Source organism: Rhizobium sp. RCC_161_2, from assembly GCF_041355235.1.
GTDB lineage: Bacteria > Pseudomonadota > Alphaproteobacteria > Rhizobiales > Rhizobiaceae > Rhizobium.
The window spans coordinates 726833-752858 of record NZ_JBFUPL010000001.1 but is presented as its reverse complement, the minus strand read 5'-3'; the positions used below and the strand labels follow the sequence as shown (position 1 = coordinate 752858).

Here is a 26026-nt window from a genome sequence, read left to right as displayed (position 1 = left end):
TGGATAAATGGAAGTATTTCTTTAGTTGTTGATTTTGTAGTTTTTGAATCGCAGGATAAGACTTCATTTTGGCTTGGAGGAGGGGGAGATGATTAAGCGAGTTCCGATAACAGCATCGAGTCTAACCGACCATCAAATCGGCACGGACGACATCCTGGTGGCGCCGGATTCGATCAGCATTCTTTATGGTGATGCCGGAGAAAGCCTGTTGGATCACTCCAGGGGCGGCAATGATAACCTGACGATCCACGGCTCGGGCAGCTTTTATGGCGACGCCGTCAGAAATATTGCTGACCACGCGATCGGCGGCGACGATATTCTGTTTGTTCAGATAACCGGGTTAAGCGCTACTACCACCAATTTGTATGGGGATGCGGGAGAAAGCATCTCGGACAGCGCAAAGGGCGGTAACGACATTCTGAGTGCAGCTCCAAGCTCAACCAACATCGCAGTCGCTATGTACGGCGATGCCGGAAAGGATATGTCGGGGCACGCAGCGGGAGGTGACGATACCTTTAAGCTTTCCGCTTTTCAGAATACGTTCACAATCTATGGCGACGCTGGCGGCGATATGAAAGACCATGCCGTTGGTGGTAATGACACAGCCACGGACAGTAGCTCGGAAGGGTTCGTTACATTCTACGGAGATGCGGGCAGTAATATATCCGGTCATGCACATGGCGGTAATGACGTTCTCGATACAGGCCTTGAAGACAGCGTAACGTTTTACGGCGATGCCGGTGGCAATCTCGGCGATCGTGCCGTTGGCGGCAACGATACCATGAACGTCGCTTCTGTCGGTGCCGTTCTGGCCTATGGCGATGCGAAGAGCATGTCGGGTCATGCTCACGGTGGCGACGACAGCCTTATCGTCAGGGCGCAACAAAACGCGAATGATATGATCGTGGGCGATGCGCAAACGATGTCGGGCAATGCGCATGGAGGCGACGACGTGCTGAACGTTGATGCCGTTCGCCACAGAGAAGGGTCTATTACGCTTATTGGTGATGCCCAAACGATGTCCGGTCATTCTCGTGGCGGCAACGATACTCTGATCAGCGGCAACGGAAACGACGATATGTGGGGTGATGCGCAGGTCATGGTCGGTCACGCCAAAGGTGGAGACGACACGTTCGTGTTTAAATTCAATAATGGCCAGGACAAAATCGGGGATTTTGGTCAGGGCGCTTGCGGCGCGGGATCGAATTGGGGAACCGACCATATCGACGTTTCCGCACTGGGAATCCAGGACTTCAGCCAGCTGAATATTTCAGCATTCGAGCCAACCACGCACGATAGTATGATTTCATTCGGTACGGGTGATGTGGTCGTGCACAGCCAGCATGCGCTCATGGCAGACGACTTTCTGTTCGCATAAGGGGCGGAGCTGGGCCATTTTTGCGGATTGACCGAAAGGGCTTTCCGATTTCAATCGGGTGAAGTCGTTCTAAGATGTGACGCGATTGCGTTATCCACAGCCGATTGCAAATTTCCAACTGTTTGCTCGATCGAAAATTCGGCGCAAACCCGAAGTAGCAACTATGTCGTGTTTTCAATAATATAGTTCAATGGTCGTAAGGCTGGCTCGACCTCTAACAGCCAGCGACCCCTTGCGTTAAATAGCCCGATTTTCGACTGGGCTATTGCAGGTCGTTTGTATGTTATGCTATCCTTATGAATGAGCTTGATTTGAGCTCTTTCCAGCGGTTAGTTTGACGTCGCTCAAGCGGATTAATGGGGGAGGCAGCTTCGAATTGATGACGCTGCCATCGGATAGAGGGGATATCATATCCCCGTTATATCGACATGTTTTTGCATTTTGTTGGCTTTGAATGTTCGCGGTCCATGCGATATTGGAAACGCGTGCGGATTCATTTGCCCTGGAGGTGAAAATGTCTGCGATTGATCTTACCAAATACAAGCTGACGTTTGACGACGAGTTCAACACTCGCAGTATTTCTCAGACTGGGAATAGCACGACTTGGGCAGATATTCGGCCGCAATGGCGTTATGACGCCAACTCCGATATCGGCTTCGGTCATTCTTCATTTGTTGACCCTTCGTCGGGCTACGATCCTTTCAAGGTGAGCAATGGTGTGCTGACGATTACGGCCGTGCCCGACCGCACTGCGTCGGGCATCCCCGGTAGCTGGGAATCCGGCCTGATCACCACGCAGGGACATTTTTCGCAAACCTATGGCTACTTCGAGATGCGGGCTGACTTCTCGAACCTTGCCGGAGCATGGGATGCGTTCTGGCTTCTGCCGGACCATGTGATCGCCGATCCGAACAAAACCGGGCACTGGCAGGAACTTGATGTCGTCGAAAACTATGGGAGTTTCGAGAAGGGCGTATATAGCGGCATTCACACGACCGACGCGGCGCCGAACGCCAACTGGCAACAGAATTTGCAGGTCTATAGTGAGCTCGCTCACCCAACCGGGTTTCACACTTATGGGTTGGATTGGAATGCGGATACCATAGGCTTTTATGTCGACGGTCAGCTTATGGGAACGAAGGCCACGCCCAATGATATGCATGGGCCAATGTATCTCTTGGCCAATCTGGCCACCCAGAACGATCCTCATAACAATGCTGATATTACCAAAGCGCCCATTTCAGAGCAGATCGATTATATCCGGGTGTATTCTCACCTTCCTGCTACTGTTCCCACCACTCCTCCCGTAACTGTCACTCCGCCAGCCGGCGGCACACCCACAACCAGCGCCACTATCGGCGCGGGAGCTGACAAACTCGTTTTGTTGATCAGCGAGGATGCCTACCTCGGTGACGCCCAGTACAGGGTTGCTGTTGACGGAAAACAAGTCGGCGGGATTCAGACGGCGCACTCTCATCACGCCTCCGGCCAATCGGACCACTTATTGGTGCAGGGTGATTGGGACAAGGGCAGCCATGATGTCAGCGTGACATTCCTGAACGACGCTTGGGCTGGGACACCCGCTACGGACCGAAATCTCTATTTGAATGGCGCTACCTACGATGGCACGGATGTCTCTGGCGCGGAACATGCGTTGATGGGCGTCAGCGCATTCCACTTCCATGTCTTTGATATCTGAGGCCCGGAGCGGTCACTGTTGTTGTCTTCAGGCCGTTGGCGCTCGGCCCAGGACAGATCGCCTAAGTGGCATTGACATCGCGGCTATTGACCGTTGCGGCTGAAATCCGCAATCCGTCCAGCGATCCCATGCGGCAGACGCGCTTTATTCGACCCTCGGCCTGAATCCCGGGAGCTGGTTGAAAACAGGATAGTGACTTGTGGTGCATTCTCTATGCAGCGCGTTTGAGATTTCGCTGAACGTCTCCTGACACAATGCGGGCAAGACAAACGGCGTGACCACGGGATCGATGGTTTGAGTCCACTCAAGGTGGACTATCTTTGCCTTTGTGGCGAAATCATTTCGGCATCTTAGCTACGACGGTCAGGATCCGCTCGACGCTTTCTCGGACATCCATTCGGTTGTGCTGCGTAATTCGTAGACGAGAGAATTAGCATATGATAATACCATCTATAAGCGTATCTTGATTTCAAATTTTGATCTTTCGCGCAACATTGACTTGTTGCGAGCGCAATTCTGCATGCCCGATCGGAGGCATCAATGACGAAGCAATATATTGTTCTTCCGGCATACGGTTTCCGGGCCGGGAGGTTGACTCAAGCTGCTTCTCTTCGCCTCACTATTCCGCTTGCAGCGGTGGCTGGCGGCCAGGTTGCGGCAGCCAATTCCGCCGTTGACATCGGCTCCGTCAGCGCCGGCGATCCCAAACTTGTCGAAATGACACCCGAGACGGAGCTCGGTCTTGAAGACGAGTTGTGCAAAGGTTATCGCCACGGTGCCAGATGCAACTGGCGACGCGATTTCCCTCGGCCGCATAAGTATTTGTTGCCTGGAACAGTAATATGCCGAGCGTGAGCGTCTCCTGGCTCACGCTGTCGAGATTGCCGCGACCACTCCTGTTTGCGACAGCGTTTGGTTGGATTCTAATGGCTGGCTCAGATGACGTCCCCGTAATGCCAGCCCTATGCCTGTCAGGTCCGTTCGGACAGGCGCTTGTCACGAGGACAGCGGCAACGCTTGCTGGCGGGGACGTGATCGGGATCGCGGTCTCATGGATTGCCATGCTCGTCGCGATGATGGCTCCGCTTCTGTCCGCTCCGCTCACGCATGTCTACGGGCAAAGTCTCAGCCATCGTCGGTGGCGCGCGATCGGGCTATTCCTGCTGGGTTATGCGGCCGTCTGGATCGCCGCCGGTGGCGCGCTGATCCCGATTGCGGTGACAATTCAAGCCTCGGTCTATAATCTTGCTTTCGCGCCGGCCATTTTGGGATGTGTCATCGCCCTGATTTGGCAAATCACGCCGGTCAAACAACTGTGTCTGAATGCTTGCCACAGGCTGCCTCCGCTTGCGGCTGGCGGTCTTCGCACAGATGCCGATGATGTCCTGTTCGGCCTATCTCATGCCCGCTGGTGTGTTGGGACGTGCTGGGCATTGATGCTGTGCACGATCATGTTCAGAGGTCCGCTCCACTGGGCCGTCATGTTCGCGATCACCTTATTTCTGATGTTCGAGAGAAGTCGTGCGCCGCAGCGGCCGAGATGGCTTGCCGCGCTCGTCCCCGCCACCTCCATTTTTACGCGACAAACACTGTTCAGCCGAGGTGCGCCATGATCATCAGCATTCCTGTGTACGACCAGGTCGATCTCCTCGATGTAGCCGGGCCGCACGAAGTCCTCAAGTGGATGGATATTGCTCCCGAGGTTCGGCTTGTTGCTGCTACGGCAAACGCGACGATTGTGACCCGCGATGGCTTTCGCTTCCTGTCGACACACTCTTTTGACGAGGATACGGCCCCCGATGTTCTATGGGTTCCAGGGGGAGCCCCAGCGGCCTTAGCGCCAATAATGAACGGTACTGGAGATCGTCACTATATCGACTATCTCATTCGGGTCGCTGCTGATGCCAAGTGGGTCTGCTCGGTTTGCGAGGGAGCTCTTCTCTTGGCCGCGGCGGGCCTTTTGGATGGCTATCAGGCAACGACGCACTGGAAGTTCCTGCCCTGCCTGGAATCGTTCGACAAAGTATGTGTTGTGCCAGGATTTCCTCGCTTCCATCTCGATCGAAATCGCCTGACAGGTGGCGGGATTTCGTCTGGCCTTGATGAGTCCCTGGAACTTGTTCGCTTGCTTACGAACGACGAGGATGCCGTTCGCGACGTACAGCGAACGCTGCAATACTATCCGGTGCCTCCCTTCCCGAGCGATCTGCGGAAACCGCTACGCTGCATGTTCTCCTGGTGAGTGTCGGTTGCCGGCTGCTGCTCGGATCGAAGCCGGCGCCGCTGCCAAAAAGCTGTGTCCCACTGCGCGGCGGCGGCGTAGTGGGCAGCTAGCGCCGGGATGTAGTCGGCAAAGCCTTGCGAGGCGATCATGGCGTAGCGCGTGCGGGCGAGTTCCCCACGTCCATCGATTATGTCGGATGCGGCATAGGCGGCAAGGATACCTGAGCGCAGCGCATGCACAATGCCGCGTGACGACAGCGGATCGGCGCAGAACAGGCAGTCACCCGCCGCGATCCAGCGATGGCCCGCGGCCGGGTCGATCGTAGCCGTTCCCGCAGAGTTAACCGATGCCGCGGTTTCACGCGCGCCTTGGGGCAGGAGCGGGGCTATGAATTGCGTCGCCGCCAGGACGTGGTACCACGATTTCGGATCGCGCAGTTCGCTTCCGAGATCCGGATCGGTCAGGCACGAGACCGCTCGGCGCTCGCCAGGCAAGTCGGCGCTGTACCACCAGCCCTCGGGGCGAGCCTCGATAACCATTCGGCAATCGCCCGGCACGCCATCGAAAAAGCGGGTATATGCCGCAAGATGCCCATGTACTCGGAGCTTCGCGCCTAGGGATCGAGCCAGCTTCCAACTGCGGCCGGTTGCCCAGATGACCGCGCTGGCGATGATCTTTCCATCGGTCAGTTCGAGGCTCCAGCCTTCGCCCTCACGCACAGCTGAACGCACGGGCGTGCCAAGCCGTACCTCGACGCCCGCATCCGATGCCGCTTGCACCATAAGCCGATCGAACCGTGCCCGGTCGAGTTGCCAGCCGGCGCCGTGTGCCGAGAATATACTTGGTCGCTCGTCGAGCGCTTCGTTTCCCCAAGACGAAATCACCGCGCGGCTCTCCACGAAAGTAGCGGCCAGGAACGGCGCCCATACGCCGAGTTGGCGCAGCAACCCCTGCGCCGCCGCCGGCAATATTTCGCCGGGTTTTGCCAGCTCGTGCCGTCCGGCATCGAAGAGAACCACGCGCAAATGGGGCGCATGGCGGCGTAAGGTCAGCGCCGCCGCTGCACCCGCGGGCCCGCCGCCGATGACGACGATGTCAGCCTGCTCGCACGGCATAGAAGGACGCTACCACTCCGGCCGGATGTATGCTGCCGCCATCACCCGAATGCGGGATCGTGCGCACCACCGAACCAACGATGGCGGGCACTTCCAGTCGGTCGGTGCTGTTGGGCCAGACCGGTACCAGCCAGCCGATATAGTCGTAAATCCACTCCTCACCGCCCACCACGCCCTTGCCCTGAAAGCGGACCTGCATCGGAGATCCGTAACCGAAACTGCCGCGCAGATCGAGCGACCAACCCGGCCCGCCGATCGTGCCCGAAAGCTCGGCCACCGACTGTTCTACAATGGCGAGCGTGCCTTCACCGAACAACAGGTCGTTGGCAGCCTTGCTGATATCGGGGTCGTTGAGGAAGCTGCGATAGGTCCAGTTGCCGACAAAAGGATTGGTCATGGTGTTTCTCCTGAATCTTCGACACAGATGTATTTGATTCCGGGCGAGGGCTGATCGAGCCCGCCGGCGGGATTGCGGATCATGAAGCCGAGCTTCGACCACTCGGTCACCATCTTGAGATCGCCGGCGAGCGTCTGCGGAATGCCGCGCGCCCAGTTGCGGAACTGAAAATCCTTGCCGACGGGGTAATAGACCTGCATTGGCCGATGCGCCGGCCACCACAGGGTCTCCCAGACACGCCGTTCGCGCTCCATGAGCGTGTTGCCGACGCTGTCGGGATAGAGGACGTTCCATTCCTCGTAGGTGACGTCGATCGTCTGGGTGGAGCATTCGTTGAAATCTGCCTGCCACGGCAGTCCGCTGAGCTTGGTCAGGTCGCCGGGCTGCAATCCCACATCGAGATCGCTATCAAGCGACAGCGGGTCGGAAGCATAGGCGATATAGCCTTCCTCGCTGACACCAGATCCCCATCGGTTGGCGTTCTCCTGCGCCGCTGTCAGCGCAAAGCCGTACCATTCGGGGTCGGCCTTGATCCGATAGGGCTCGCGCCAGATCGCCGGATTGCGGATGATCCACGTCACTTCACCGCCGGGACAAAACGCGCCGCCGAGCCCGTTCGACAGCACACCCTGGTCGAGACCGCGTCCACCCGGCACGTTCCAGTCTTTGTAGGGTTGCCACGGATCGATCGCTGGGGCAAAGCCCGCATCCACCTCGTCGATGAAGATGCCCGCCGCCCACTGCCGCAACAGGAACAGCTGTGTGTCAGTCAGCCGCAGGAACTTGCTCACCGTCTTGTTGGTGATCGGGTTGTCGCCCGCCAGTAGCGGCATCAGCGGCAGGTGATAGGTGCGGGTCGCCGGATTCGCCTCGAGGTGAAAAAGGTTCTCTTCGCCAGGCTTCCTCAGCAGATCGAACAGATATTGCCGCGCAGGCCGCCCCGGATCGGTGGTCGCGTCCTTTGCCGCAGCGGTGAGGGCATGATCGAACAGTTGGCCCGACCGATAGTCGAATGCCAGCCGGCGTAGTGCTGTTTCGATCGGCTCGTCTGGATCGGTCGTGCGATCCGGTTCAGCTGGTTCCTGCCGCGACGAAGAGCGGGCGAGCTTCAGCATCCGTTTTGGCGACGGTGAAGCCGCCGCCGTGATGCGCTCGATCACGCCGGAGACGGCGGCGTCGAACGCATCGCGCGCCTTGGCATAGGCGGGATCGGCCACCGTGTCATTGGCGCCGAATATCTCCTGCCAGCGCGCGGCATAGGCGCGTGGCGTCTCACCATCATCAGGCGGGCAAACCGCTGCGGTGAAAGCCGCTGCTGCCGCTTTCAGAGTGGCTCCTGCGTCGCCGACCACGGCGTCTTTCGCCGCACCCGGCGCCTGCGTCGCATCGAGCAGCATCAGGCTCGGTTCGACCGCTGCCTCAAGCAGCCGCCCGCTGACATGATCGTCTTTCGCGCGATCCTCCTTTTGTGCCAGAGCACGAGGTGCAATCCGTGGCGGGATGCAGAGGCGATAGGGATCGAATGTGCCCCGGCTAGACTGGTTGTGCGGAAAGTTCGACTGCTGGAGGATGTTGGCGAAATAGGAGAATTCGTCGGCACGGAAAATGATCGGCCAGATGTCGCGCCAAAACCACGGCCTGTACGCCGGATTCCACTCCACGGGCCCGGCCTTCCAGTGAAGCAAGGCGGCTGTGTCCGTGGGATCGATCTTCTGTGGTGCGTTGAATGTTCCGGCCGCGCCGTACATGTCGGTGCGGTAGGCAAATTCGCGGATCGACATGTCCTCGACCACGTCCTCCAGCGTGATCATGTCGAGCACCTCGGGCGCGTAACGGGGATAGCCGACTAGTACCCAGGCGGGATATTCGACATCGACGTAGCGCAAGGCCTGGACTCGCTGCTCCATCATCACCAGCCGCGCCATGACCGGCCCGTCCGAGATGTCGTCGAACCAGCCATCGCTGTTGGCATAGGTCTCGATACGCGGATGGCCGAACCCGCTCAGAAACGAGCCACTGTTGCCATGCCCGCCAAGCACAAGCAGCCGCCCGCTGTCATCCGTCATCATGTCGCCCAGCGTATCGATGTCGCTCGGCGCCATCCCGGTCGGTGGGAAGGTGACGGCATAGGCCGGATTGGTGTCCCGACCGAAACTTGCCTTGCGCCGCGCGGTGCAATCGACGGCTTGCGGACCGGCGTCGATAATCAGTTTCTGTCGTTCGACCGGATCGGTGATGCGGGGGTTGCGTAGCGGCGTATCGGCGGGATAACCCGCCTCGCCACGCAGCCCGTCGAAGGTGAACCATGCCGCCTTTTTGTTGGCAAGCTGAACACGCCACTGGATGTCGACCAGCTTGCCGCGATTGCCGCCACCTTCGACATGGTCGCCGATCTTGAGCGGAATACCGTCAGGATTGGCATCGTCATAGACGAAGATCTGGAAACGCGCCGCCTGGCGCTTGATGCGGCCCTTGCCGTCCTTGAAGTGCTTGATCGGTGCGTCGCCCTTGGCGGCATTGCCCTTGGCATCGCACTCGATCGGTAACTGCGCCGGCTTTTCCGGTGAGATGCAGAAAGCTTCGGGACTGTCGCCGAGGCGGGCGATACCGACGGCCGGGTGGATACGATAGACTGTTGGGTCGGCCATATGATTTCCCCCTGCGCCAGCGTTTGACGTGTCTGTGATCAGTCGAGAAAGTTGAGAGAAACCCCGTCGAGCCTCAGCAATTCGCGGTCTTCCTCGTAAGAGGCGCCGATCACCACCAGGCTGACCGTCAGGTCGGCGGCGCCGGCCGCGATCAGCCGGCGCGCGGTGCGCGTCACATCGATCCGGTGATTGCGTGGCGTGTTCATGCTGCGCTCGCGCAGGTCGAACTTGCGGCTCTCCGTAGACGGAATTTCGCAGTGCCCCGGCCCCCCATAACACTCGCCATGGCCGAAGACCGCGGCATAGCCTGCATAGCCCGGCACGTTGAGCGGCGTGCTGGCGTCGGCATCCGGCGTATTGAGGAAGACGCGGATGAAACAGGAGCGGGGCAACTGAGGCACCCGGTGCAGCCGCACTTCGGCCGAGCGGAAGCTCTTCGTCGCGTCGGGAACGGCGATCGGCGCCGAGACGAAGCGTCCCACCGGGTTGGTCAACCCGACAGGCATAAGGCATCCGCCACGAACATATTCATAACCGAAGCGGTTCATGTCGAGCGTATCGCGCACTGCATAGCTCCACGGCGTCAGCGCGGAATCGAGGTCGGCCGGCAGTCCATCGGGATGGTCCTGCTGCCATCGCCACCAGAGCCGGTCGATATTGGCATGAACCGGCCAGAAGATCGGGTCGTAGGATGCCGTCAGGTTCGAGAACATGTCGCCGAACTGCGGTTCTGAATAGAGGTCGTCGCGCTGGTGAAACTTGCGCCCGGCGACGCGTACCGCGCTGTTGCGGTCGGCGGGAGCATCGGTCTTAAATGCCGGGTTCATGCCCCCGGTCCAGATATGCATGGTGTTGTGCGGGTTTTGGTCGATGAAGCCGAAGCTGTCGACATAAAGGCTGCCGCCGCCGAAGTCGCGGAAGGTGCGCAGGTTGAGGATCTCGTCGATGTCCTCCTGTGCCGGGTAGTGGTAATGGATGACGGTGTTGATCGTGCCTTTGCCGAACTGGCCGGAATAGCGTAGCGGATACCAGAGGGAATTCGCCTCGAGCAGCGCGTCGATCAGCCGTTTGCGGTTCTCCCCCTCCACATAGTCCTTGCCGCAGGCCTTGCTGACCGCGTCATAGACCTGTGTTGGATTGGCCCACAACTTGCCAACCAGCGTGTCTATCTTGGCAGGGAAGCCGTGACCGCGCAGGAAACGCGCCGAGGCCTCGGTCAGGAAGCCCTTGAAGGCATCGGGAAGGATCGCGCCCTTGGCTGGATCCTCGGGCTTGTAGCGCGCGGCCGGGAAATCCCACCACGGCATGGTCACGTCAGGACAGAAATCCTGCAAAGCCTGTTCGAATTCGTAAAGATAGACGCGATGCCAGGGCAGGAAGCGTTCCCAGCCATGCTGGCAGTGGTTCTGGTGGATCAGGGCCAGGTTGTTGTAGCTGCGTTTGTCGCCGACCCATTTGTTGAGCTTGTACAATTCGCGAAACGCATAGCGCAGGCGCTCCTTCTGCGGCTCGTTAAGCACGTCAACGTCCATGCGCTGTCGCAGTTCGCCCTTGGCGTAGCGCCAAGCCGCGGGATCGGACGCCGGGCCGAAGACGGGGCCGGGAAGCCCCTTCACCTCGACGCGGCTCTCGGTCGCAACGCTCACCTCGCCGGCGAGCTCGACCGATCCGATAAGCGCGCCGGGACAGCCCTCCTCGATCCACGTCTCAATCCGGTCGATGTCGTCATCCGCCACCGGCGAGCCGCCCCAGGGCAGGCGAGGGAACTGCTTGCCATCGAACGGCGGCAGTCCGCGCAACCCTCGGATCAGCGTCGAGCGAGCGCCACGCCCCTTCGCATCGCTGTTGCCACAGCAGGTGGTCGAGAGTGGCGCGATCAACGGCATCCCATGAAGCTGGGATGTCAGGAGTTCCGGCAGGGTCAGCCCCGTCAGGCTACCAGGCCCGCCGGAGCCGCCCGCCGCGGTGAGGATCGCTTCGACGTCGATCCAGGTGAACGGTGCAATAGGTATTGGTTGCGCTTTACTTGTGGTCATCGTGGCCACCCATCTGCATGGCGGCGCCCTGGGTGGTGTCACCTACCTGGTCGGGCAGCACCACGGCAACGTTCTGCATCATGCCCTGGTCTTCATGATCGAGGATGTGGCAGTGAAGCACATATTCGCCAATGTAGCGCTCGTAGCGGGTACGGACCTTGACCGTATAGATGCCGGAGAAGCCGGTGGGCAAGGATTGCGGAATAAGGCTCTTGATCCACAGCGTGTCCTTCCACACGCCCTTCAGCCCGACATATTGCGGATCGTAGGGCGCGCCACCCGCATCATCGACCGCACCCGGCGCGCTGACATCCTTGCCGTTGGGGTCGATAATCGAGACGATCTGGAACGGATTGACGTGGATATGGAATGGATGGCTGACGAAATGCGATTGCAACGTCCATTCCTGCGCCTTGCCGAGCGGCAGTGCGCGGTCGATGCGGTTGGGATCGTAAGGTTTGACGTCCTCCGTCTTGAGCGTATTGCCGACCTCGAACTTCGTGTCCGGTCCCGTCGTGTCGATGAAGAAGGTCAGTTCCTGCGTGCCGTTGCCTTTCACTTCGTCGTCGGTGATATCGGGATGCGGCGTGAAGCTGGTGAATTTCGTGCCCGCCTTGAGATCGGCCACCACCGTCTCCTTGACATTTTCGGGCATGTTGGTTTCGGCGAGGGTAACCAGCTCGCGGTTGATATAGGCGTTCACGTCGTCAACCGGCTTGCCTGGAGCAACGTCGACCAGGCCGAGCAATTGCGGTCCAACGTCGAGGGCGTTCACCGAGCCCGATTTGGGCGCCGAGGAATCGATCACACAGTAACGCCCGGCTTCCGGGAAGACGACCAGCGCGTCGAAACGATAGCCGGGCTGGAATGTTGCAAGCTTGGTCGTCTGTGCCGCCGCCATTGTAAGGCCGTCGGCCGCGATCAACTGGTAGGGCACGGGCGTGGTGTCGCACGTATCCTTGATGAACGCCGCGGTGGTATCTGCCCTGAGCAGCGTCTTCACACCGGGCTTCAGCTTGCCGTCGAGAACCTTGAAGAATTGCAGGCTGATCGTGTCGCGCACGCCGGCATGGATTATCCGCCAGCGTTCGATCTGACCCTGCGTCGCTGTCATGGGATCGTTGGGATTGAACACCTTGCCATTCAGCGACGTGTAGCGCCCGGATGCCGGCCAGGTGCCCGGTCCAAACTGGTCGTAGCCTTCGATCCCGCCGACATCGTCCGGATCGCAAAAATAATGGCCGTTGATGTCCTGCTTGATCGAGCCGAGATCTCCGGGTTTGGCTGGGGTGCCCCGGCAGGCGTATTGGATCTGCTGCATCACCAGTACCCGCTCGGGGATCGCTGACGTCGGAATCAGTGTATCGATGTCGCCATGGGCCGTCGGCGTCGGAAAGCGGTTGCCGCGGATGATCAGCGCGCCGGCCATGCCACTCGACACCTGCAGCGCGGTCGAGCCGTGGCGGTGTGTGTGATACCAGAACGTGCCGGATGGGTGATCGGACGGAATGTTGTATTCGTAGGTGAACTTTGTCTGTGGGTTGATCGACAAGAGCACGTTGTCGCTGTTGCCTGACGGACTTACCCACAGCCCATGGGTGTGGAGATTGGTGCCATTGAAGCAGTGCGGGATGTCGGGCATCGTCTGGCCACCGGGCATGCAGCCGGGGTCGCCGGGCTGCGGTCCTGCCGGCAGCTGATTGTCGAGGGTAACGCGCACCGTGTCGCCGGGAGTTGCCTCGATCGTCGGCGAGACATAGGGCGCATTGGGATCGACACCCTTACCGGTGTAGCCACGCAGATGGACCTTGTCGTAGCCTCCCGTGGACGGATTGTAGATCTGGTTGTCGATGTACTCGATCTTGAGATCGAGCAGGCGGTCGCCGCGCACCGGCGCTGTGTTTCCGGGCAGCGGCTCTGCCGGCGCGGCCTCCGCCAGGGTGGGCTTGGCAATCGGCGCCCGTTCATCCTGCAGGACCGGTGGGTTGAGAATCTCGGCCGCTGCGGGCAATGCCGCCATTGATCCCAGGCTACCAGTGAAAATAACCGCGAAAAACCGCGCACGCACCATCGATCCACCACGCGACATGGGAGCTCCTCCACCTTGACCCTAGATTGTATTAGAAAAGCACAATGCATCCGATCCGAAAGCATGTCCAGATCGATAAACCGAAAATGGCAAATTTACTTTATCGCTTCGTAGACAATGGTAAGCATCGCTCGGGACGCTTGCAGATAGTTCTGCGCGACGGTTGGTCGGTATGGCGGGTGAGTATCAAGAGGCGCGATGATCGCACAGGCTCTAAACCAGCCACAATGCGGAAAAGCGTGAAACAATCCGTGTCGTCCAAGGGAAGGCTCTCGGCCAATAGCGCTCGACGTGTGCAAGGATACGTTGCTGAAAATTTCACGCAAAAAGTACATGTCTCCGACCTCGCGTCGGTAGTTCGCGATTGCCGAGATCGCTTACATGGCTGGACTTTCAGATCAAGGCCATTTGGCCGTTACCATGAAACGGTACAGGGGAAGAACGCCGACAGAGCTACGATTTGCGTAATAATCAGTACAAAAGGGTTGTCAGGTGCCGGGAATTGGCTTCCAGGCTAAATCGTCGGTCCGGGAAAACTGCGGAATATGGGCAAGGCTCTGAATGAGATCACAGTCAGATCCCAGCGTTTTCTCCCAATCGTGAGCCTCGGTCAGGACAACGCCGATGCCGATAACGTCGGCTCCAGCCTTGCGCACCAGCTCGAGCGACCCCTTGAGGCTGGATCCGGAGGCGACCACGTCGTCGACCACGACCACGCGCTTGCCCTTGAGAAGGGGTATTGCGGCGCGGTCCAGCAGCAGGCGCTGTTCGCCCTTTGATGTAATGGAGGTGATCTTCTGCTCCAACGCATTCGCCAAATGGATTTTCGGCGACTTCTGCAGGATGACGTAATTGTCGAGTCCGAGCGCACGAGTGACCTCGATTGCGACGGGAATGCCAAGTGTCGCCGTGCCAACGATGATGTCGGGCTTGAGCGGTGCAAATTTGGCGGCAAGTTTGCGGCCGACATGTTCGCCGAATTTCACGCCGAGATCGATGACCATCATCAGCGAAATGGCAAAATCCGGCTTGATCGCCACGATCGGCAAGTCGACTGGATAGCCGGAAACATCGACTCTCCAGTTTTGTCCGGTTCTCGGGTCCGTGGTCTCAGAGGTCATCGGTTTTGTCCTTCATGCTAAGGTGCGGCTCGACCATGAGGCCGACATGGCGCCAGGTTGTCCGCTTGTGTTTCAGATCATACCCATAGAGGGTGAGGGAGAACGAAATGGCGTGCGCCATGCGGATCGCTTGAACGAGCAGCGGAATGCCGCGGGCCAACGCGAAGCGCAGTTTCGTGGGCAGGCTGACATTGTCGATCTCCATGCCGCGAGACCGCTGCGCGTCCGCGATGCGTTCGAAATCGTCGCGCAGCATCGGAATCACGCCAAAAGTCAGCGAGAGAACCAGCGTTGCAATCGGCGGCAACCGTGCGGCGCTTGCTGCCGCCAATATCGAGCCCGGCGTACTTGTCTCCATGACGAAATAGAAGGCGGCTGTAGTTGTCACCAACCTGGCGACCATTGCGGCGGCGACAGATAGGGCTTCGCCTGTCGAGAGGCCCTGTAGCCATAGATTTATCATCCAGCTCAGCATGACCATGCCGGTGAGCAGCATAGCGCCCTTGAGGTAGCTGCGAAGACCAGGAACGCGTAACGCCCACAGAAGGATCAGACAGGCAAGCGCGAGGGGCACGCCGAAGCGCCAGCCAGGGGCAAACCAGGCTGCCAGCATAATGGCAAAGGCAATTCCCAGCTTGAAAAAGAAGTTGAGCTCATGAAGCCGCGTCATGCCACGCTCCAAGCTGCCATATCATAGGGCACTTGCCAGCCGAGAGAGCGGAAGGTACCGCTTTCCCAGCCATCTTCGGGCTTTCCCTCGAACGCGATCGTGCCATCGTCCAGGATCATCAGACGGGTGGCCAGATCATCGACCAGTTCCAGATCGTGCGAGATCAACATCACCGCGCGTCCCGAGGACTGCATTGACGAAATGAAAAGCTCCAGCATTTGCCGGCCCTTGATATCCCTGGCCAAAAGTGGCTCGTCGATGATGGCGACAGCCGCGCCTGTTGCGTCGGCGCAAGCAAGCCCCAGTAAGGCCTGCTGGCGGGCCGAAAGCGCGAATGGATTGGCCTCGGCAAGGTCGGAGAGTGCGTAGCGCTGCAGCGCCGCCGTGGCGCGTGCGATGACGGCTGGGTCGCTGGAGGATGCGGTCGAGGCCGTGATGGCAAAGATCACTTCACCGAGCACGGTCATGTTAAACAGAATATGGCGCATGTTCTGGGGGATATAGGCAATCTTGCGCGCGCGTGCGGCGACAGACCAGTCGTCGGCCTTCGCCCCGTCAAAGAGGATGGAGCCTGCGGTCGTTTTCAGAAGTCCGAGGATCGATTTGAACAGCGTCGTCTTGCCGGCGCCGTTGCGGCCGATGAGTGCGAGTACCTCTCCAGCCCGCACGTCGAAACTCACATCCTTCAGGACCGGGTTCCCGCGCGAGCGGGAAAGCTGGCTCGTCAACCTCGAAACGGTCAACAGCGGGCGGCCCGTCTCGACGGTCTGTCGCGCGGGCCGGGAGCGCATTGGCGGCAGAATGCCTGCTTCGATCCAGGCGGCGTTCTGTGTGAGAACAGCCTTTGGTGGCATGCTTGGAGAAAGGCTGCCGTGACGCAATAAAGCGATGGTGTCGATCACGGAATGGAGCGCCAAAGGATCCTGCTCCGAGATCAGCAGGGTCGGGACGCTATCCGACACCTTCCGCAGGATATCGGAAAGCCGCATGCGAGCAGCGGGATCGAGCCCGGTGGTGGGCTCGTCCAGTACGAGAATTGCCGGATTCGAGGCGATTGCTGCGGCAATGGTGACCATCCGCCGTTCACCGCCCGAGAGGGTCAGAACCCGACGGCCACGCAACGCTTCCAGCTCGAATTCCGCAATCAGTTCGGCGAGCCGGTTGCGGATCACGTCCTGCTCGACACCCTTGTTTTCCATCGGGAAGGCGATGACGTCCTCGACACAGATGTCCCAAAGCTGGTCTTCGCTATTTTGAGCCACGAAGCCGATCGTGCTGAACAGCTCTTTCTTGGTGAAAGAGTGTAGCGGACGGCCGGCAAGTTCCACCTGGCCGGAGAACTCGGGAGCGTGAATGAGGCGCGGGATCAGGCCGGCGGCAACGCCGAGCAGCGTCGACTTGCCGCTGCCGGCTTCGCCACAGACAAGAAGCCGTTGCCCCTCATCAAGCGTGCAATTGGTTTCGGCAAGCACCGGTGCGGAACCGCCGAAACCGATCGTCAGATTGGTAATATTGAGCACGTGTTGATCCGGATCGGGTTCAGAAGCGCTTGAAGCCGGCCGGATGCGCACTCTTCAGAATTTTCAGGGCTGGGATGATCAGGAGCGGCGTGCCGACGACCATCGGGACGATGTCGGACAGGCCGAGATAGCCAAAACCCCACCAGAACGGAAAAATGCCGAGATAGGCAAGGCTTGCGGACACCGCCACCACCATAATCAGCCCGATGACAAGGCAGGCCACAGCAATCTTGATCAGCGCCAGGCGATCAAAGACAGTCTTGGCGGGATCGAAGAGGAGCCCCGGCACAAGGCCGGTCAGGCCGACCATGACGCCATCGACGATGAGCGAATGTGCGGGGATGAAAGTGCCGGCAAGAAGCGACCAAACGATAGTACCGAGATAACCGCAAATGAAGCCACTGCGCCAGCCGAGCAGGATACCGATCACCGGTGGCAGGAAGGCAAAAATGCGCCACTGGATGACGCCGGGCACGAGCTGGATTGGATTGGCATAGGCCCAAAGGACACCCGTGGCGGCAGCCGCCACGATCGAGAGTACGATGGGAAAGAGAGTATTGCCGTCAGTTTGCGATACGGTTGCTGGCTGCATGATTTTTCGTCCCCTTTAAAAAGTAGCTTCCGGAGTTGCTTGGAAAACCGGCTCGAACGGTTCTCCGCAATGGTTCAAACGCAAAACTGGTGTCGATGTGACATTCTTTTTGATTGATGCATCAGGCTATCCAGGGATGGTTGTCGATTGCTTGCTCACAGAAAACTCCCGCCAAGATTCAAACGGCTTATAGGAAGTTAAAATCACGAAAACCATCTTAAGTTGCATCAGGAATATGATCCGGCATGTGGAGTTTCAGCAAGCCAATCCAGTCCTGGATATACCGCCTAGCAATCGCGGGAAGACAGGTCAGGAAAGTCGTCGAACGTCGTTCTACACCTGCGCTGCACCCCTTTGAGCCGCAGAGTGTCTCCGCTGGGTCTGTGTCAAATGCTTGTTGACCAAAACTCGGTCATCCATCCAAGCGTCTTTCTCGGTCGCGGTATCGGGCGTCGCCACTCCGTCGATAATATCGAACTGAGGAATATGGCCGAGGCTGGCCACCAGGTTGGCGTCCTCGCCGAGCAGATCCCGCCAGGCGTGCCCTTCGGTCAGAATAGCACCCGCACCAATGATATTGGCGCCGGCGCGGCGCACGAGCCTGATTGCAGCTGCCATGCTGGAGCCAGTGGCGATGACATCGTCGACAATGAGAACGCGCTTGCCTTGGAGCAGGCTTATCGAGCGGCGATCGAGCAGAAGGCATTGCGGCACCGCAGTCGTGATGGAACGCACATCCTCGACCAAGGCGTCGGCGAGGTGAAATTTTGGTGATTTCTGCAGGATGACATATTGGTCTATACCAAGGCGCCGGGAGACTTCGATCGCGACCGGAACGCCCAAGGTGGCGCTACCGACGACGATGTCAGGTCGCAACTGCGCGAAATGATTGGCGAGAGCATCGCCGACGATGTCGCCAAACCGGATACCCATGTCGATGACCATCAGCAGCGCAATCGCTCGTCGGTCGTTCAGCCGGATAATCGGCAGGCTGAAATTCTCGCCGGCAATCTCTATCTGATAGGTTTGCGGGGTCTCCAGATACATGAATGTGGCCTTTTGCCATCATGAGTTGTAATTGAAGTATTGTCCCAGTAGACACTAGGTCGCCCTGCTTTTACAACCAACAAAATTCGTCCGGTGTGTTTCCTTTTCTTCAACGAGGTACTCTTCCGAATGAGCAGGCTCTTGTTTTCTCGTTTCGCGCATTACCTTGACGAGATCGCCAAACGCGGCTCGATCAGAAAAGCCGCGGAAAAGCTGAATGTCTCGGCCTCGGCGATCAATAAGCAGCTCATCGGCGCCGAGGAGGAATTCGGTGTTGCCTTGTTTGAGCGTCTTCCTAAAGGGATGCGGCTGACTTCGGCGGGCGAATTGCTCGTTAGCGGCTATAGAGAATGGAATAAGGACCTTTCCCGGATCAAATTCGAGATCGAGGAATTAAAAGGACTTCGCCGTGGCGAGGTGAAAATCGCGGCCTCCCACGAAACTGTGCCCGACTTTCTGCCCGCGGCGATTGCGCGGTTCATGAAGGATCATCTTCGCATTCGCAACTCGGTCACGGTGGCGGATTCGGACCGTGTGCGTCAACTGGTCAGGGACGGAGGCGTAGACTTCGGACTGACGTTTAGCCCTCCGCCTCTGCCGGGGGTCGTTGTCACGCGCTCAGCTGACTTTCACCTGATGGCTATGTTGCCTGTAGGTACCGGCGTCAAGCAACCGGATAGCATGTCTATCGAAGACTTCTTCCAAAAGCCGACGATCGTCCCCGATGCAAGTAGCCACTTGCGTGATGTTGTCGACATTGCCGCAGCCCGTATCGGCACAAGGTTGCAACCCGTCCTGACGACCAATAGCTTGTCGCTCATGCGTTCCATGGTCCGTGAGGGTTGCGGTTTCGGTGTGACGGCCGTGGCTAAAGGCATGCCCTTGGAGGATGGTGAGGGAATACATTGCTCCCGGATAGCAGATCGTGGTTTACCACCGATGGTGCTGTCGCTGATCGTTGATCCACGACGCAGCCTCTCCATGACCTCCATCATCGCTCGGAGGTATTTTGAGGAATATTTCGATGAGCTCGCACGTCAAGCGGGCAACGCGGTTTCCCGTTTATTGGAGCAATCGAGTTTGGAGAGCGAGCGATCCGACACCGAGTGATGCAGTCTCAGTCATTGCGTCATAACGAGCGCTTATGTTCCAAGTAGCTTGGCGTCGAGTTCCGCGCATCCTTGTGAAGTGTTTCCACCGCAAATGTAGCGATCGGAGTGTCTGCGATACCGTCGCCCGCTCTCTCAACCGTAAGATGATCACGAAGGCTTCCCTCCGTTGAAGAAAAGGAAACGCACCGGGCGAATTTTGGCGCTTGTAAAAATTGTGAGGCCCTATGTCTATAGAGACAGTATCTTTTGGCTCTAATGCTCAAGGCGGCACGTACGCATCCAGAGGGCCTCACAAGCCTATCAGACTGAGATCACGGTTGGTGAACTAAAATTATTATGCCTGAAGTCAAATCCTATCTTTTGGACGCAGCCGCCGAAACGATCCGGACAGTGATGATCCCCGCAGGAGATCAGCTTGCGCATATCTCCAAATTGATCGGATGCAGAGTGGTCGATGTTGTTTGCATCGAGCGCTCTCATCTCGTCTACGTCGGTGCAAATAGCATGACCGACGGGCTTCATAGCGTAACCGACTTGAAGGGCCACGCCTCACCGTTTGCTGGTAATCTTCTTATTGTCGGCGCTGATGAACGTGGCGAGATGACAAGCGTTGGCGATAACCTCAAGCACTTTGCGACGAAACTGACTATCGTTCGCCCGGTCTTCATGCCTGTCTTCGAGACTTTAACCGGGCCTGACCTCTTCGGAACCCGCGTCATTCGCCTGGATGTTCGCATCGAGCGGTCTGCTCCCAAAATAATCGACTAACCGCCAGCCGCTCGCCGACTTATGATTTCGGTCGCAGGCTAAAGACCCTCAAGGGCCTCACACCTCACGAGTTCATTTGCAAAGCGTGGGCTTCACAGCCCGAACACTTCACCCACTCTCGATCCACTTCATCAAATGCCTGGGCTAAACAGCTAATTTAGGCCGATGGCTTGAGTTCGAGCGATGAATCCTTCGCGAAGAAGGCGCGCGATCATATCTGCAATCGCCATGATCATCCCCTTGGTGCTAGCAATCATAAGCTCTCCTAACTTGCCTGTTTCGCCCCGAGGTAAGCACGCCAGCCGCCGAGGTCGGTGATATCCAGCGCATCCGCGACGGCGTGGGCTTCGCAGAGAAAACCCGACACCGCGGTGCCGTCATCCAGCGAGATCTTGCCGATACCGAGCGGTGCGGGGATTTTCTGGACGAAGCGGCCGAAGGCCTCGGGTGATACCGCCCAGACCTCGACCTCCACGCCCCCGCCCGAAAAGCTTGGGTCGCGTACGAGCCCCGGCTTCGGCGGGACGGTTCCCGGCAATGCGAAGAGGCGGTAGTCACCCGCCGTCCGGCAGGTCTTCAGCTGGTATCCGCCGGAAGAGGTGAGTTCATGGTTGAGTGGCATGCCGCTCAGATGTGCCCCGACGACGACGATCGGCACCGAGCCGTCATCGGCCTGCGGTACCCGGCTCGCCTCGGGGATTGCTGCCATGCGATCCTTGCCCATCCCCGCGTTCAAGCTCCGGTGCATGGCGTCGGCGAAGGGCGCGAGGGCATCGTCGGTAAAGGCCGGGCCGATCAGCGTCACGCCGGCCGGCAGATGGCCGTCCGCGTCGAAGCCGGCGGGGATGGCGATTGCCGCGCAATCGAGCAGATTGACGAAGTTGGTGTACCGGCCGAAATGACCGTTTTTCACAATCGGATCGGCCATCATCTCCTCGACCGTATAGGTGGTCGGCGAGGTCGGCAGCATCAGGATATCAGCCTTCTCCCACTCCTGCCTGGTCTTCTGGCGCAGCGCTTCGAGCTTGTATCTGCCCTCGAAGGCGTCGACGGCGTCATAGGCTTTCGCGCCTTCGATGATGGTGCGCACGGTCGGATCGAAATCCCCGGCATTGCTGGCGAGAAAATCCTTCACTGCCGCCAGTCGTTCGGCGACCCAGGGACCGTTGTAGAGCAGTTCGGCTGCCTGCCGGAATGGTGCGTAGTCGAAGGCAACGATGGTGGCGCCAAGGGCGCGGGCCCTTTCGATAGCGGCATCGTAGAGAGCCTCGACATCACTGTTGCCGAAGAATTCCCGCTCGGCTCCGTCGAGGACGCCGATCTGGAGGCCCGAGGCGGGCAGGCGGACGGGAGCGGCCTTGCGTGAGAACGGATCGGCGGCGTCATAGCCCTCCATCACCTTGCGGATAACGACGCCATCACCGACGGTCGCGGCAAAGATGGTGACGACGTCGACGCTGCGGCAGGCGGGCACGACGCCGACATTCGGCACAAGCCCCGGCGTCGGCTTGATGCCGACGAGATTGTTGAAGGCCGCCGGCACGCGGCCGGAGCCGGCCGTGTCAGTGCCGAGCGCGAAGCTCGCCAGGCCGGAGGCTGTGGCAACCGCTGAGCCGGAACTCGAGCCGCCCGAGACATAATCCTTGTCGAAGACAGAGCGCGGTGCGCCATGCGGCGAGCGCGTGCCGTTGAGGCCGGTGGCGAACTGGTCGAGATTGGTCTTGCCGATCACCAGCGCGCCGGCGGCTCTTAGCCGGGACACCACCGTCGCATCCACGTCGGGATGATAGGAGAAAGCCGGGCAGGCGGCCGTGGTCGGAAGGCCCGCTACGTCGATATTATCCTTGACCGCAAAGGGAATGCCCCAGAGCGGCAGGCTGTTGGGGTCGGGCGCTCGGGCCATCAGTTCCCGGGCGGCGGCGCGCAGTTCTTCGTCCGGAGTCGGCGTGATGAAGATCGCCGGATCGTCGGACGCCTTGCGGCGGATGATCACCTCCTCGACAAGATCGACGGGCGACAAGCCGGATGCATAGGCGGATTGGAGCGAAGCAAGATCGAGAATGGCAGGGAGCATCAGATTTCCTCCAGCACGACGAGAACATCGCCGGCTTTGACGTTGCGGCCGGGGCCAGCGCGCAGATCGCGGACGCGGCCGGCGGCATGGGCGGTCACATTGATTTCCATCTTCATGGATTCGATGATGGCAAGCGTCTCGCCGGCGGCGACCGGCTGGCCTTCCTCGACGAGGATCTTCCAGACGTTGCCGGGCACGGCGCTTTCGACGCCGAAGCAGCCTTCGGGAATATCGCCTCCAAGTCCGGGGCCAGTGCCCTCGTCGACGACGAAACTGTCGAGGCCGAGATCCTTCCAGCGCTGGCGTTCGGCTTCGAAAGCCGATTGCTGGCGGGTCTTGAAGGCGTCGATGGCTTCCGCGTTGGTGGCAAGGTCCGCCTCATAGGCCGCATAGGAGAATTCGCTCTCCTCGATGCGGATCGGATAGCCGCCATGCGGGAAGGCGGCGCGCGCCTCGGTCAGTTCCTCGTGGCTGACGGGGAAGAAGCGGATCTGGTCGAAGAAGTCCAGCAGCCAGGGCTTTCCCTTGGAAAAGGCCGGCGTCTGGCGCCAGGTGTTCCAGACTTGGATCGTCCGGCCGAAGAGCTGATAGCCGCCGGGGCCTTCCATGCCGTAGATGCACATATAGGCGCCGCCGATGCCGACGGCGTTTTCCGGCGTCCATGTCCGGGCCGGATTGTACTTCGTCGTCACCAACCGATGCCGGGGATCCATCGGTGTGGCGACGGGTGCGCCGAGATAGACGTCGCCCAGCCCGAGAACGAGATAGCTGGCGTCGAAGACGACGTCGCGCACCGCCTGTTCGTCGGCCAGGCCGTTGATGCGGCGGATGAACTCGATATTCGACGGGCACCAGGGCGCATTGGGGCGGACGAGTTCCTGATACTTGCGCATAGCAAGTTCGGCGTCGGGATCGTTCCAGGAGAGCGGCAGATGCACGATACGACTTGGGACCTTCACCGCCTGCGCCGGCGGCAGGGAAGCCTCGATCTCGCTCAAGAGGCCGAGAAGGCGCGTGCGGGTGAGGCTGGTTCCGTCATAATGGATCTGCAGCGACCGTATGCCGGGCGTGAGATCGACGAGCCCCGGAAGCTTCGCATCCTTGATCGCCTGCATCAGGAGATGCACGCGCAGGCGCAGCGCGATGTCGAGCTGCATAGGGCCGTATTCGACCAGCAGATTGTCGTCGCCCTGGCGGCGATAGACCACGGGAACCGGTCCCGCTTCGCTGTTTGCGATGATCGCGGCACCGGCGTCAACGCCGATGCGCTTGACCACCGGCCCGGCGATCGGGTCTTCGGCGCGTTTAACCGCATGGAAGCGGATCGTGTCGCCCGGTTTGAACTGGCCCATCTTCCATTGCTCGTCGCGCGCAATCACGGCCGGGCAAACGAAGCCGCCGAGGCTCGGGCCGTCGGGGCCTAGAATAATCGGCATGTCGCCGGTAAAGTCGATTGCGCCGACCGCATAGGCATTGTCGTGCAAGTTGGAAGGATGAAGCCCCGCCTCGCCGCCATCGGTGCGTGCCCATTTCGGCGCGGGGCCGATCAAGCGTACGCCGGTGCGGGCACTGTTGAAATGAACCTCGTATTCGGTTGTAAACAGCGTTTCGATATCTTCCTCGAGGAAGAAATCGGGAGCGCCGTGCGGACCGTAGAGAACGCCGACCTCCCAACTGCGCGAGAGCTGAGCTGGTTCGGTAGCCGGCTTCGATGTCGGCTGCGGAGCGCGGGCAAGCCGCAGCACATGGCCAGCGCGCAGCGTTCCCGTCGCATGGCCTCCGAATTGCCCCAGGCCGAAGGTTGCGCGAGAACCAAGCACCTCCGGCGCTTCGAACCCACCCGCAACGGCGAGATAGGCGCGCTGGCCGGCACCGGTGATCGCTCCGATCGTAAGCGTCTGGCCCGCTTTGACGAGGATTGCCGCGTCGTGCGGAACCGGTGCACCGTCGAGGGCCATCGGCATTTGCGCGCCGGCAAGTGCGATCGTCACATCCGAGAAGAATTTCAGCGTCGGGCCGGAGACTGTGAGTTCCAGCGCCGCCGTCTCGTCGGCATTTCCGACTAGCCGATTGGCGTGGCGGAAGGATCGCTCGTCCATCGGCCCGCTTGGCGGTACCCCGACATGCCAGAGACCCAGTCGCCCCGGCAGCTCCTGCAGGCTCGATTGAGCGCCCGGCGTGATCACCTCGACGACATCGGGCACGAAGGTGAAATCCTTGAGCGCGGTCGTCGCCACATTGCCGCTCGCCAGCAGATCGGAAGCCGCAATCGCTTTCAAATAGTCGAGGTTGGTCTCGATGCCGGAAATCATGCTGTCTTCGAGTGCCTTGCCGAGTGCTTTGATCGCGGCGGGCCGATCCTCAGCCTTTACGATCAGCTTGGCGAGCATGGGGTCGTAGTAGGGGCTGACTTCGGTGCCCGTCTCGATCCAGCCGTCGACACGCACGTTTTCCGGAAAGATAACTTCGGTCAGCAGCCCCGCGCTCGGCCTGAACCCGGCATGCGGCATCTCGGCATAGATGCGCGCCTCAATCGCTGCGCCCTTGGGAACGAGATTTTCTTTGCCGGTGAGCACGTCTTCGCCGGCCGCCTGACGGATCATCCACTCGACGAGATCGATGCCGAAGACGGCTTCAGTGACCGGATGCTCGACCTGCAGACGCGTGTTGACCTCGAGGAAGTAGAATTCCTCGCGTGCCGGATCATAGATGAATTCGACTGTTCCTGCCGATCGGTAGTGGGCGGAGGTGCCGAGCGCGACGGCGGCGGCGTGCAGGCGCGCGCGAACCGCGTCCGACAACCCAGGCGCCGGGGTCTCCTCGATCACCTTCTGGTTCCGGCGCTGCAGCGAGCAGTCGCGTTCGCCCAGTGCGATCACCCGGCCATTGCCGTCGCCGAAGATCTGCACCTCGACATGGCGGGCCTTGGCGACGAAGCGTTCGAGATAGACGCGTGCATCGCCGAAGCTTGCGCGCGCGGTGCGCTGCACGCTGTCGAAGACTGCCTTCAGGCTTTCCGGGTCGTCGCAGAGCTGCATGCCGATGCCGCCGCCGCCGGCCGTCGATTTCAGCATCACCGGATAGCCGATGTCGGTTGCGGCCGTGAGTGCTGCGTCGCTCGTCTCCAGCAGTCCGCTGCCGGGCAGCAGGGGCACGCCGCTCTCGCGTGCCAATTCGCGGGCCGTGTGCTTCAGCCCGAAAGCGGCGATGTTGTCGGGCGTTGGACCAATGAAGATGATGCCCTCTTTCGCCAGCCGCTCCGCAAAGCCGATATTTTCCGAAAGGAAGCCGTAGCCCGGATGCACGGCCTCGGCACCGGTCGCCTTACAGGCGGCAATGACGGCATCGACGTCGAGATAGCTTTCGGCCGCCGGTGCCGGGCCAAGTCTTACCGCCTCGTCCGCCATAAGCACCGCCTTGGAAAAGCGGTCGGCATCCGAATAGACGGCAACGGAGGCGATACCCATGCGCTGTAATGTCTTGATGATGCGGACGGCGATTTCGCCCCGGTTTGCGATCAGAACCTTCTTGAACAT

General features: G+C 59.7%; 20 protein-coding genes and 1 pseudogene. 9 read left to right on the top strand and 12 right to left on the bottom strand.

The window, feature by feature from the left end:
- The first annotated feature begins 88 nt into the window (after positions 1 to 88).
- The 5 genes from AB6803_RS03325 (at position 89) to AB6803_RS03305 (ending at position 5319) form a co-directional block, all read left to right on the top strand.
- Positions 89 to 1378 carry a calcium-binding protein gene (locus AB6803_RS03325; protein ID WP_371107523.1) on the top strand — a complete coding sequence of 430 codons (1290 nt, stop codon included), beginning with the start codon at positions 89 to 91 and terminating at the stop codon, positions 1376 to 1378.
- 514 nt (positions 1379 to 1892) lie between these two features.
- Entirely contained in the window at positions 1893 to 3077 is a 1185-nt protein-coding gene (locus AB6803_RS03320; RefSeq protein WP_371107522.1) for a family 16 glycosylhydrolase, read from the top strand.
- A 540-nt stretch (positions 3078 to 3617) separates the two neighbouring features.
- Positions 3618 to 3932: a hypothetical protein gene (locus tag AB6803_RS03315; protein ID WP_371107521.1), complete on the top strand. Its 315-nt coding sequence runs from the start codon at positions 3618 to 3620 to the stop codon at positions 3930 to 3932.
- A gap of 176 nt (positions 3933 to 4108) precedes the next feature.
- Entirely contained in the window at positions 4109 to 4690 is a 582-nt protein-coding gene (locus AB6803_RS03310; RefSeq protein ID WP_371107520.1) for a DUF2182 domain-containing protein, read from the top strand.
- Complete coding sequence (locus AB6803_RS03305; RefSeq protein ID WP_371107519.1) at positions 4687 to 5319, top strand: DJ-1/PfpI family protein; 633 nt, start codon at positions 4687 to 4689, stop codon at positions 5317 to 5319. Before AB6803_RS03310 ends, AB6803_RS03305 begins: the two co-directional genes overlap by 4 nt.
- Here the strand turns inward: AB6803_RS03305 and AB6803_RS03300 are convergent.
- Genes AB6803_RS03300 through AB6803_RS03280 form a run of 5 tightly spaced genes read right to left on the bottom strand, consistent with a single transcriptional unit; the run spans position 5256 to position 13586 of the window.
- Positions 5256 to 6416 carry an NAD(P)/FAD-dependent oxidoreductase gene (locus tag AB6803_RS03300; protein WP_371107518.1) on the bottom strand — a complete coding sequence of 387 codons (1161 nt, stop codon included), beginning with the start codon at positions 6414 to 6416 and terminating at the stop codon, positions 5256 to 5258. The genes AB6803_RS03305 and AB6803_RS03300 overlap by 64 nt on opposite strands.
- Positions 6397 to 6813, bottom strand: a complete 417-nt coding sequence (locus AB6803_RS03295) for a hypothetical protein (protein WP_371107517.1) — start codon at positions 6811 to 6813, stop codon at positions 6397 to 6399. The genes AB6803_RS03300 and AB6803_RS03295 overlap by 20 nt, the downstream gene beginning before the upstream one ends.
- Complete coding sequence (locus AB6803_RS03290) at positions 6810 to 9461, bottom strand: LodA/GoxA family CTQ-dependent oxidase (RefSeq protein ID WP_371107516.1); 2652 nt, start codon at positions 9459 to 9461, stop codon at positions 6810 to 6812. The genes AB6803_RS03295 and AB6803_RS03290 overlap by 4 nt, the downstream gene beginning before the upstream one ends.
- 38 nt (positions 9462 to 9499) lie before the next feature.
- A complete protein-coding gene (locus AB6803_RS03285) occupies positions 9500 to 11497 on the bottom strand; it encodes a tyrosinase family protein (RefSeq protein ID WP_371107515.1) in 1998 nt (665 codons plus the stop codon).
- Entirely contained in the window at positions 11484 to 13586 is a 2103-nt protein-coding gene (locus AB6803_RS03280; protein ID WP_371107514.1) for a multicopper oxidase family protein, read from the bottom strand. The genes AB6803_RS03285 and AB6803_RS03280 overlap by 14 nt, the downstream gene beginning before the upstream one ends.
- A gap of 381 nt (positions 13587 to 13967) precedes the next feature.
- Here AB6803_RS03280 and AB6803_RS03275 point away from each other — a divergent pair, with 381 nt between their 5' ends.
- Positions 13968 to 14054, top strand: coding sequence for a hypothetical protein (locus tag AB6803_RS03275; protein ID WP_371107703.1), 87 nt, complete (start codon positions 13968 to 13970; stop codon positions 14052 to 14054).
- Between the two features lie 20 nt (positions 14055 to 14074).
- Here the strand turns inward: AB6803_RS03275 and AB6803_RS03270 are convergent, their stop codons facing one another.
- The 5 genes from AB6803_RS03270 to AB6803_RS03250 form a co-directional block, all read right to left on the bottom strand.
- Positions 14075 to 14707 (bottom strand): phosphoribosyltransferase family protein, encoded by a 633-nt coding sequence (locus tag AB6803_RS03270; RefSeq protein ID WP_371107513.1) that lies wholly within the window; start codon positions 14705 to 14707, stop codon positions 14075 to 14077.
- Entirely contained in the window at positions 14697 to 15377 is a 681-nt protein-coding gene (locus tag AB6803_RS03265; protein WP_371107512.1) for an energy-coupling factor transporter transmembrane protein EcfT, read from the bottom strand. Before AB6803_RS03265 ends, AB6803_RS03270 begins: the two co-directional genes overlap by 11 nt.
- The gene (locus AB6803_RS03260) at positions 15374 to 16897 is read right to left on the bottom strand and encodes an ABC transporter ATP-binding protein (protein ID WP_371107511.1); all 1524 of its coding nucleotides are present in this window, start codon (positions 16895 to 16897) and stop codon (positions 15374 to 15376) included. Before AB6803_RS03260 ends, AB6803_RS03265 begins: the two co-directional genes overlap by 4 nt.
- Before the next feature lie 19 nt (positions 16898 to 16916).
- A complete protein-coding gene (locus tag AB6803_RS03255; RefSeq protein ID WP_037221663.1) occupies positions 16917 to 17489 on the bottom strand; it encodes an aminotriazole resistance protein in 573 nt (190 codons plus the stop codon).
- A gap of 333 nt (positions 17490 to 17822) precedes the next feature.
- Positions 17823 to 18536, bottom strand: a complete 714-nt coding sequence (locus AB6803_RS03250) for a phosphoribosyltransferase family protein (RefSeq protein WP_371107510.1) — start codon at positions 18534 to 18536, stop codon at positions 17823 to 17825.
- A 129-nt stretch (positions 18537 to 18665) separates the two neighbouring features.
- Between AB6803_RS03250 and AB6803_RS03245 the strand changes: the two genes are divergently transcribed.
- The 3 genes and pseudogenes from AB6803_RS03245 to AB6803_RS03235 form a co-directional block, all read left to right on the top strand.
- A complete protein-coding gene (locus AB6803_RS03245) occupies positions 18666 to 19646 on the top strand; it encodes a LysR substrate-binding domain-containing protein (RefSeq protein WP_371107509.1) in 981 nt (326 codons plus the stop codon).
- 338 nt (positions 19647 to 19984) lie between these two features.
- Entirely contained in the window at positions 19985 to 20416 is a 432-nt protein-coding gene (locus tag AB6803_RS03240; protein WP_371107508.1) for a hypothetical protein, read from the top strand.
- Between the two features lie 20 nt (positions 20417 to 20436).
- Positions 20437 to 20572, top strand: a pseudogene (locus tag AB6803_RS03235) (IS481 family transposase); the annotation flags it as partial.
- A gap of 109 nt (positions 20573 to 20681) precedes the next feature.
- Here the strand turns inward: AB6803_RS03235 and atzF are convergent.
- Both atzF and uca read right to left on the bottom strand, forming a co-directional pair.
- A complete protein-coding gene (atzF, locus tag AB6803_RS03230) occupies positions 20682 to 22490 on the bottom strand; it encodes an allophanate hydrolase (RefSeq protein ID WP_371107507.1) in 1809 nt (602 codons plus the stop codon).
- Complete coding sequence (uca, locus tag AB6803_RS03225; RefSeq protein WP_371107506.1) at positions 22490 to 26026, bottom strand: urea carboxylase; 3537 nt, start codon at positions 26024 to 26026, stop codon at positions 22490 to 22492. The genes atzF and uca overlap by 1 nt, the downstream gene beginning before the upstream one ends.

What these genes read in the sequence shown, in the direction of transcription:
- AB6803_RS03325 (WP_371107523.1), top strand. Translation starts at nt 89, where the DNA reads ATGATTAAGCGAGTTCCGATAACAGCATCGAGTCTAACCGACCATCAA.
- AB6803_RS03320 (WP_371107522.1), top strand. Translation starts at nt 1,893, where the DNA reads ATGTCTGCGATTGATCTTACCAAATACAAGCTGACGTTTGACGACGAG.
- AB6803_RS03315 (WP_371107521.1), top strand. Translation starts at nt 3,618, where the DNA reads ATGACGAAGCAATATATTGTTCTTCCGGCATACGGTTTCCGGGCCGGG.
- AB6803_RS03305 (WP_371107519.1), top strand. Translation starts at nt 4,687, where the DNA reads ATGATCATCAGCATTCCTGTGTACGACCAGGTCGATCTCCTCGATGTA.
- AB6803_RS03300 (WP_371107518.1), bottom strand. Translation starts at nt 6,416, where the DNA reads ATGCCGTGCGAGCAGGCTGACATCGTCGTCATCGGCGGCGGGCCCGCG.
- AB6803_RS03295 (WP_371107517.1), bottom strand. Translation starts at nt 6,813, where the DNA reads ATGACCAATCCTTTTGTCGGCAACTGGACCTATCGCAGCTTCCTCAAC.
- AB6803_RS03290 (WP_371107516.1), bottom strand. Translation starts at nt 9,461, where the DNA reads ATGGCCGACCCAACAGTCTATCGTATCCACCCGGCCGTCGGTATCGCC.
- AB6803_RS03285 (WP_371107515.1), bottom strand. Translation starts at nt 11,497, where the DNA reads ATGACCACAAGTAAAGCGCAACCAATACCTATTGCACCGTTCACCTGG.
- AB6803_RS03280 (WP_371107514.1), bottom strand. Translation starts at nt 13,586, where the DNA reads ATGTCGCGTGGTGGATCGATGGTGCGTGCGCGGTTTTTCGCGGTTATT.
- AB6803_RS03275 (WP_371107703.1), top strand. Translation starts at nt 13,968, where the DNA reads ATGGCTGGACTTTCAGATCAAGGCCATTTGGCCGTTACCATGAAACGG.
- AB6803_RS03270 (WP_371107513.1), bottom strand. Translation starts at nt 14,707, where the DNA reads ATGACCTCTGAGACCACGGACCCGAGAACCGGACAAAACTGGAGAGTC.
- AB6803_RS03265 (WP_371107512.1), bottom strand. Translation starts at nt 15,377, where the DNA reads ATGACGCGGCTTCATGAGCTCAACTTCTTTTTCAAGCTGGGAATTGCC.
- AB6803_RS03255 (WP_037221663.1), bottom strand. Translation starts at nt 17,489, where the DNA reads ATGCAGCCAGCAACCGTATCGCAAACTGACGGCAATACTCTCTTTCCC.
- AB6803_RS03250 (WP_371107510.1), bottom strand. Translation starts at nt 18,536, where the DNA reads ATGTATCTGGAGACCCCGCAAACCTATCAGATAGAGATTGCCGGCGAG.
- AB6803_RS03245 (WP_371107509.1), top strand. Translation starts at nt 18,666, where the DNA reads ATGAGCAGGCTCTTGTTTTCTCGTTTCGCGCATTACCTTGACGAGATC.
- AB6803_RS03240 (WP_371107508.1), top strand. Translation starts at nt 19,985, where the DNA reads ATGCCTGAAGTCAAATCCTATCTTTTGGACGCAGCCGCCGAAACGATC.
- atzF (WP_371107507.1), bottom strand. Translation starts at nt 22,490, where the DNA reads ATGCTCCCTGCCATTCTCGATCTTGCTTCGCTCCAATCCGCCTATGCA.
- uca (WP_371107506.1), bottom strand. Translation starts at nt 26,026, where the DNA reads ATGTTCAAGAAGGTTCTGATCGCAAACCGGGGCGAAATCGCCGTCCGC.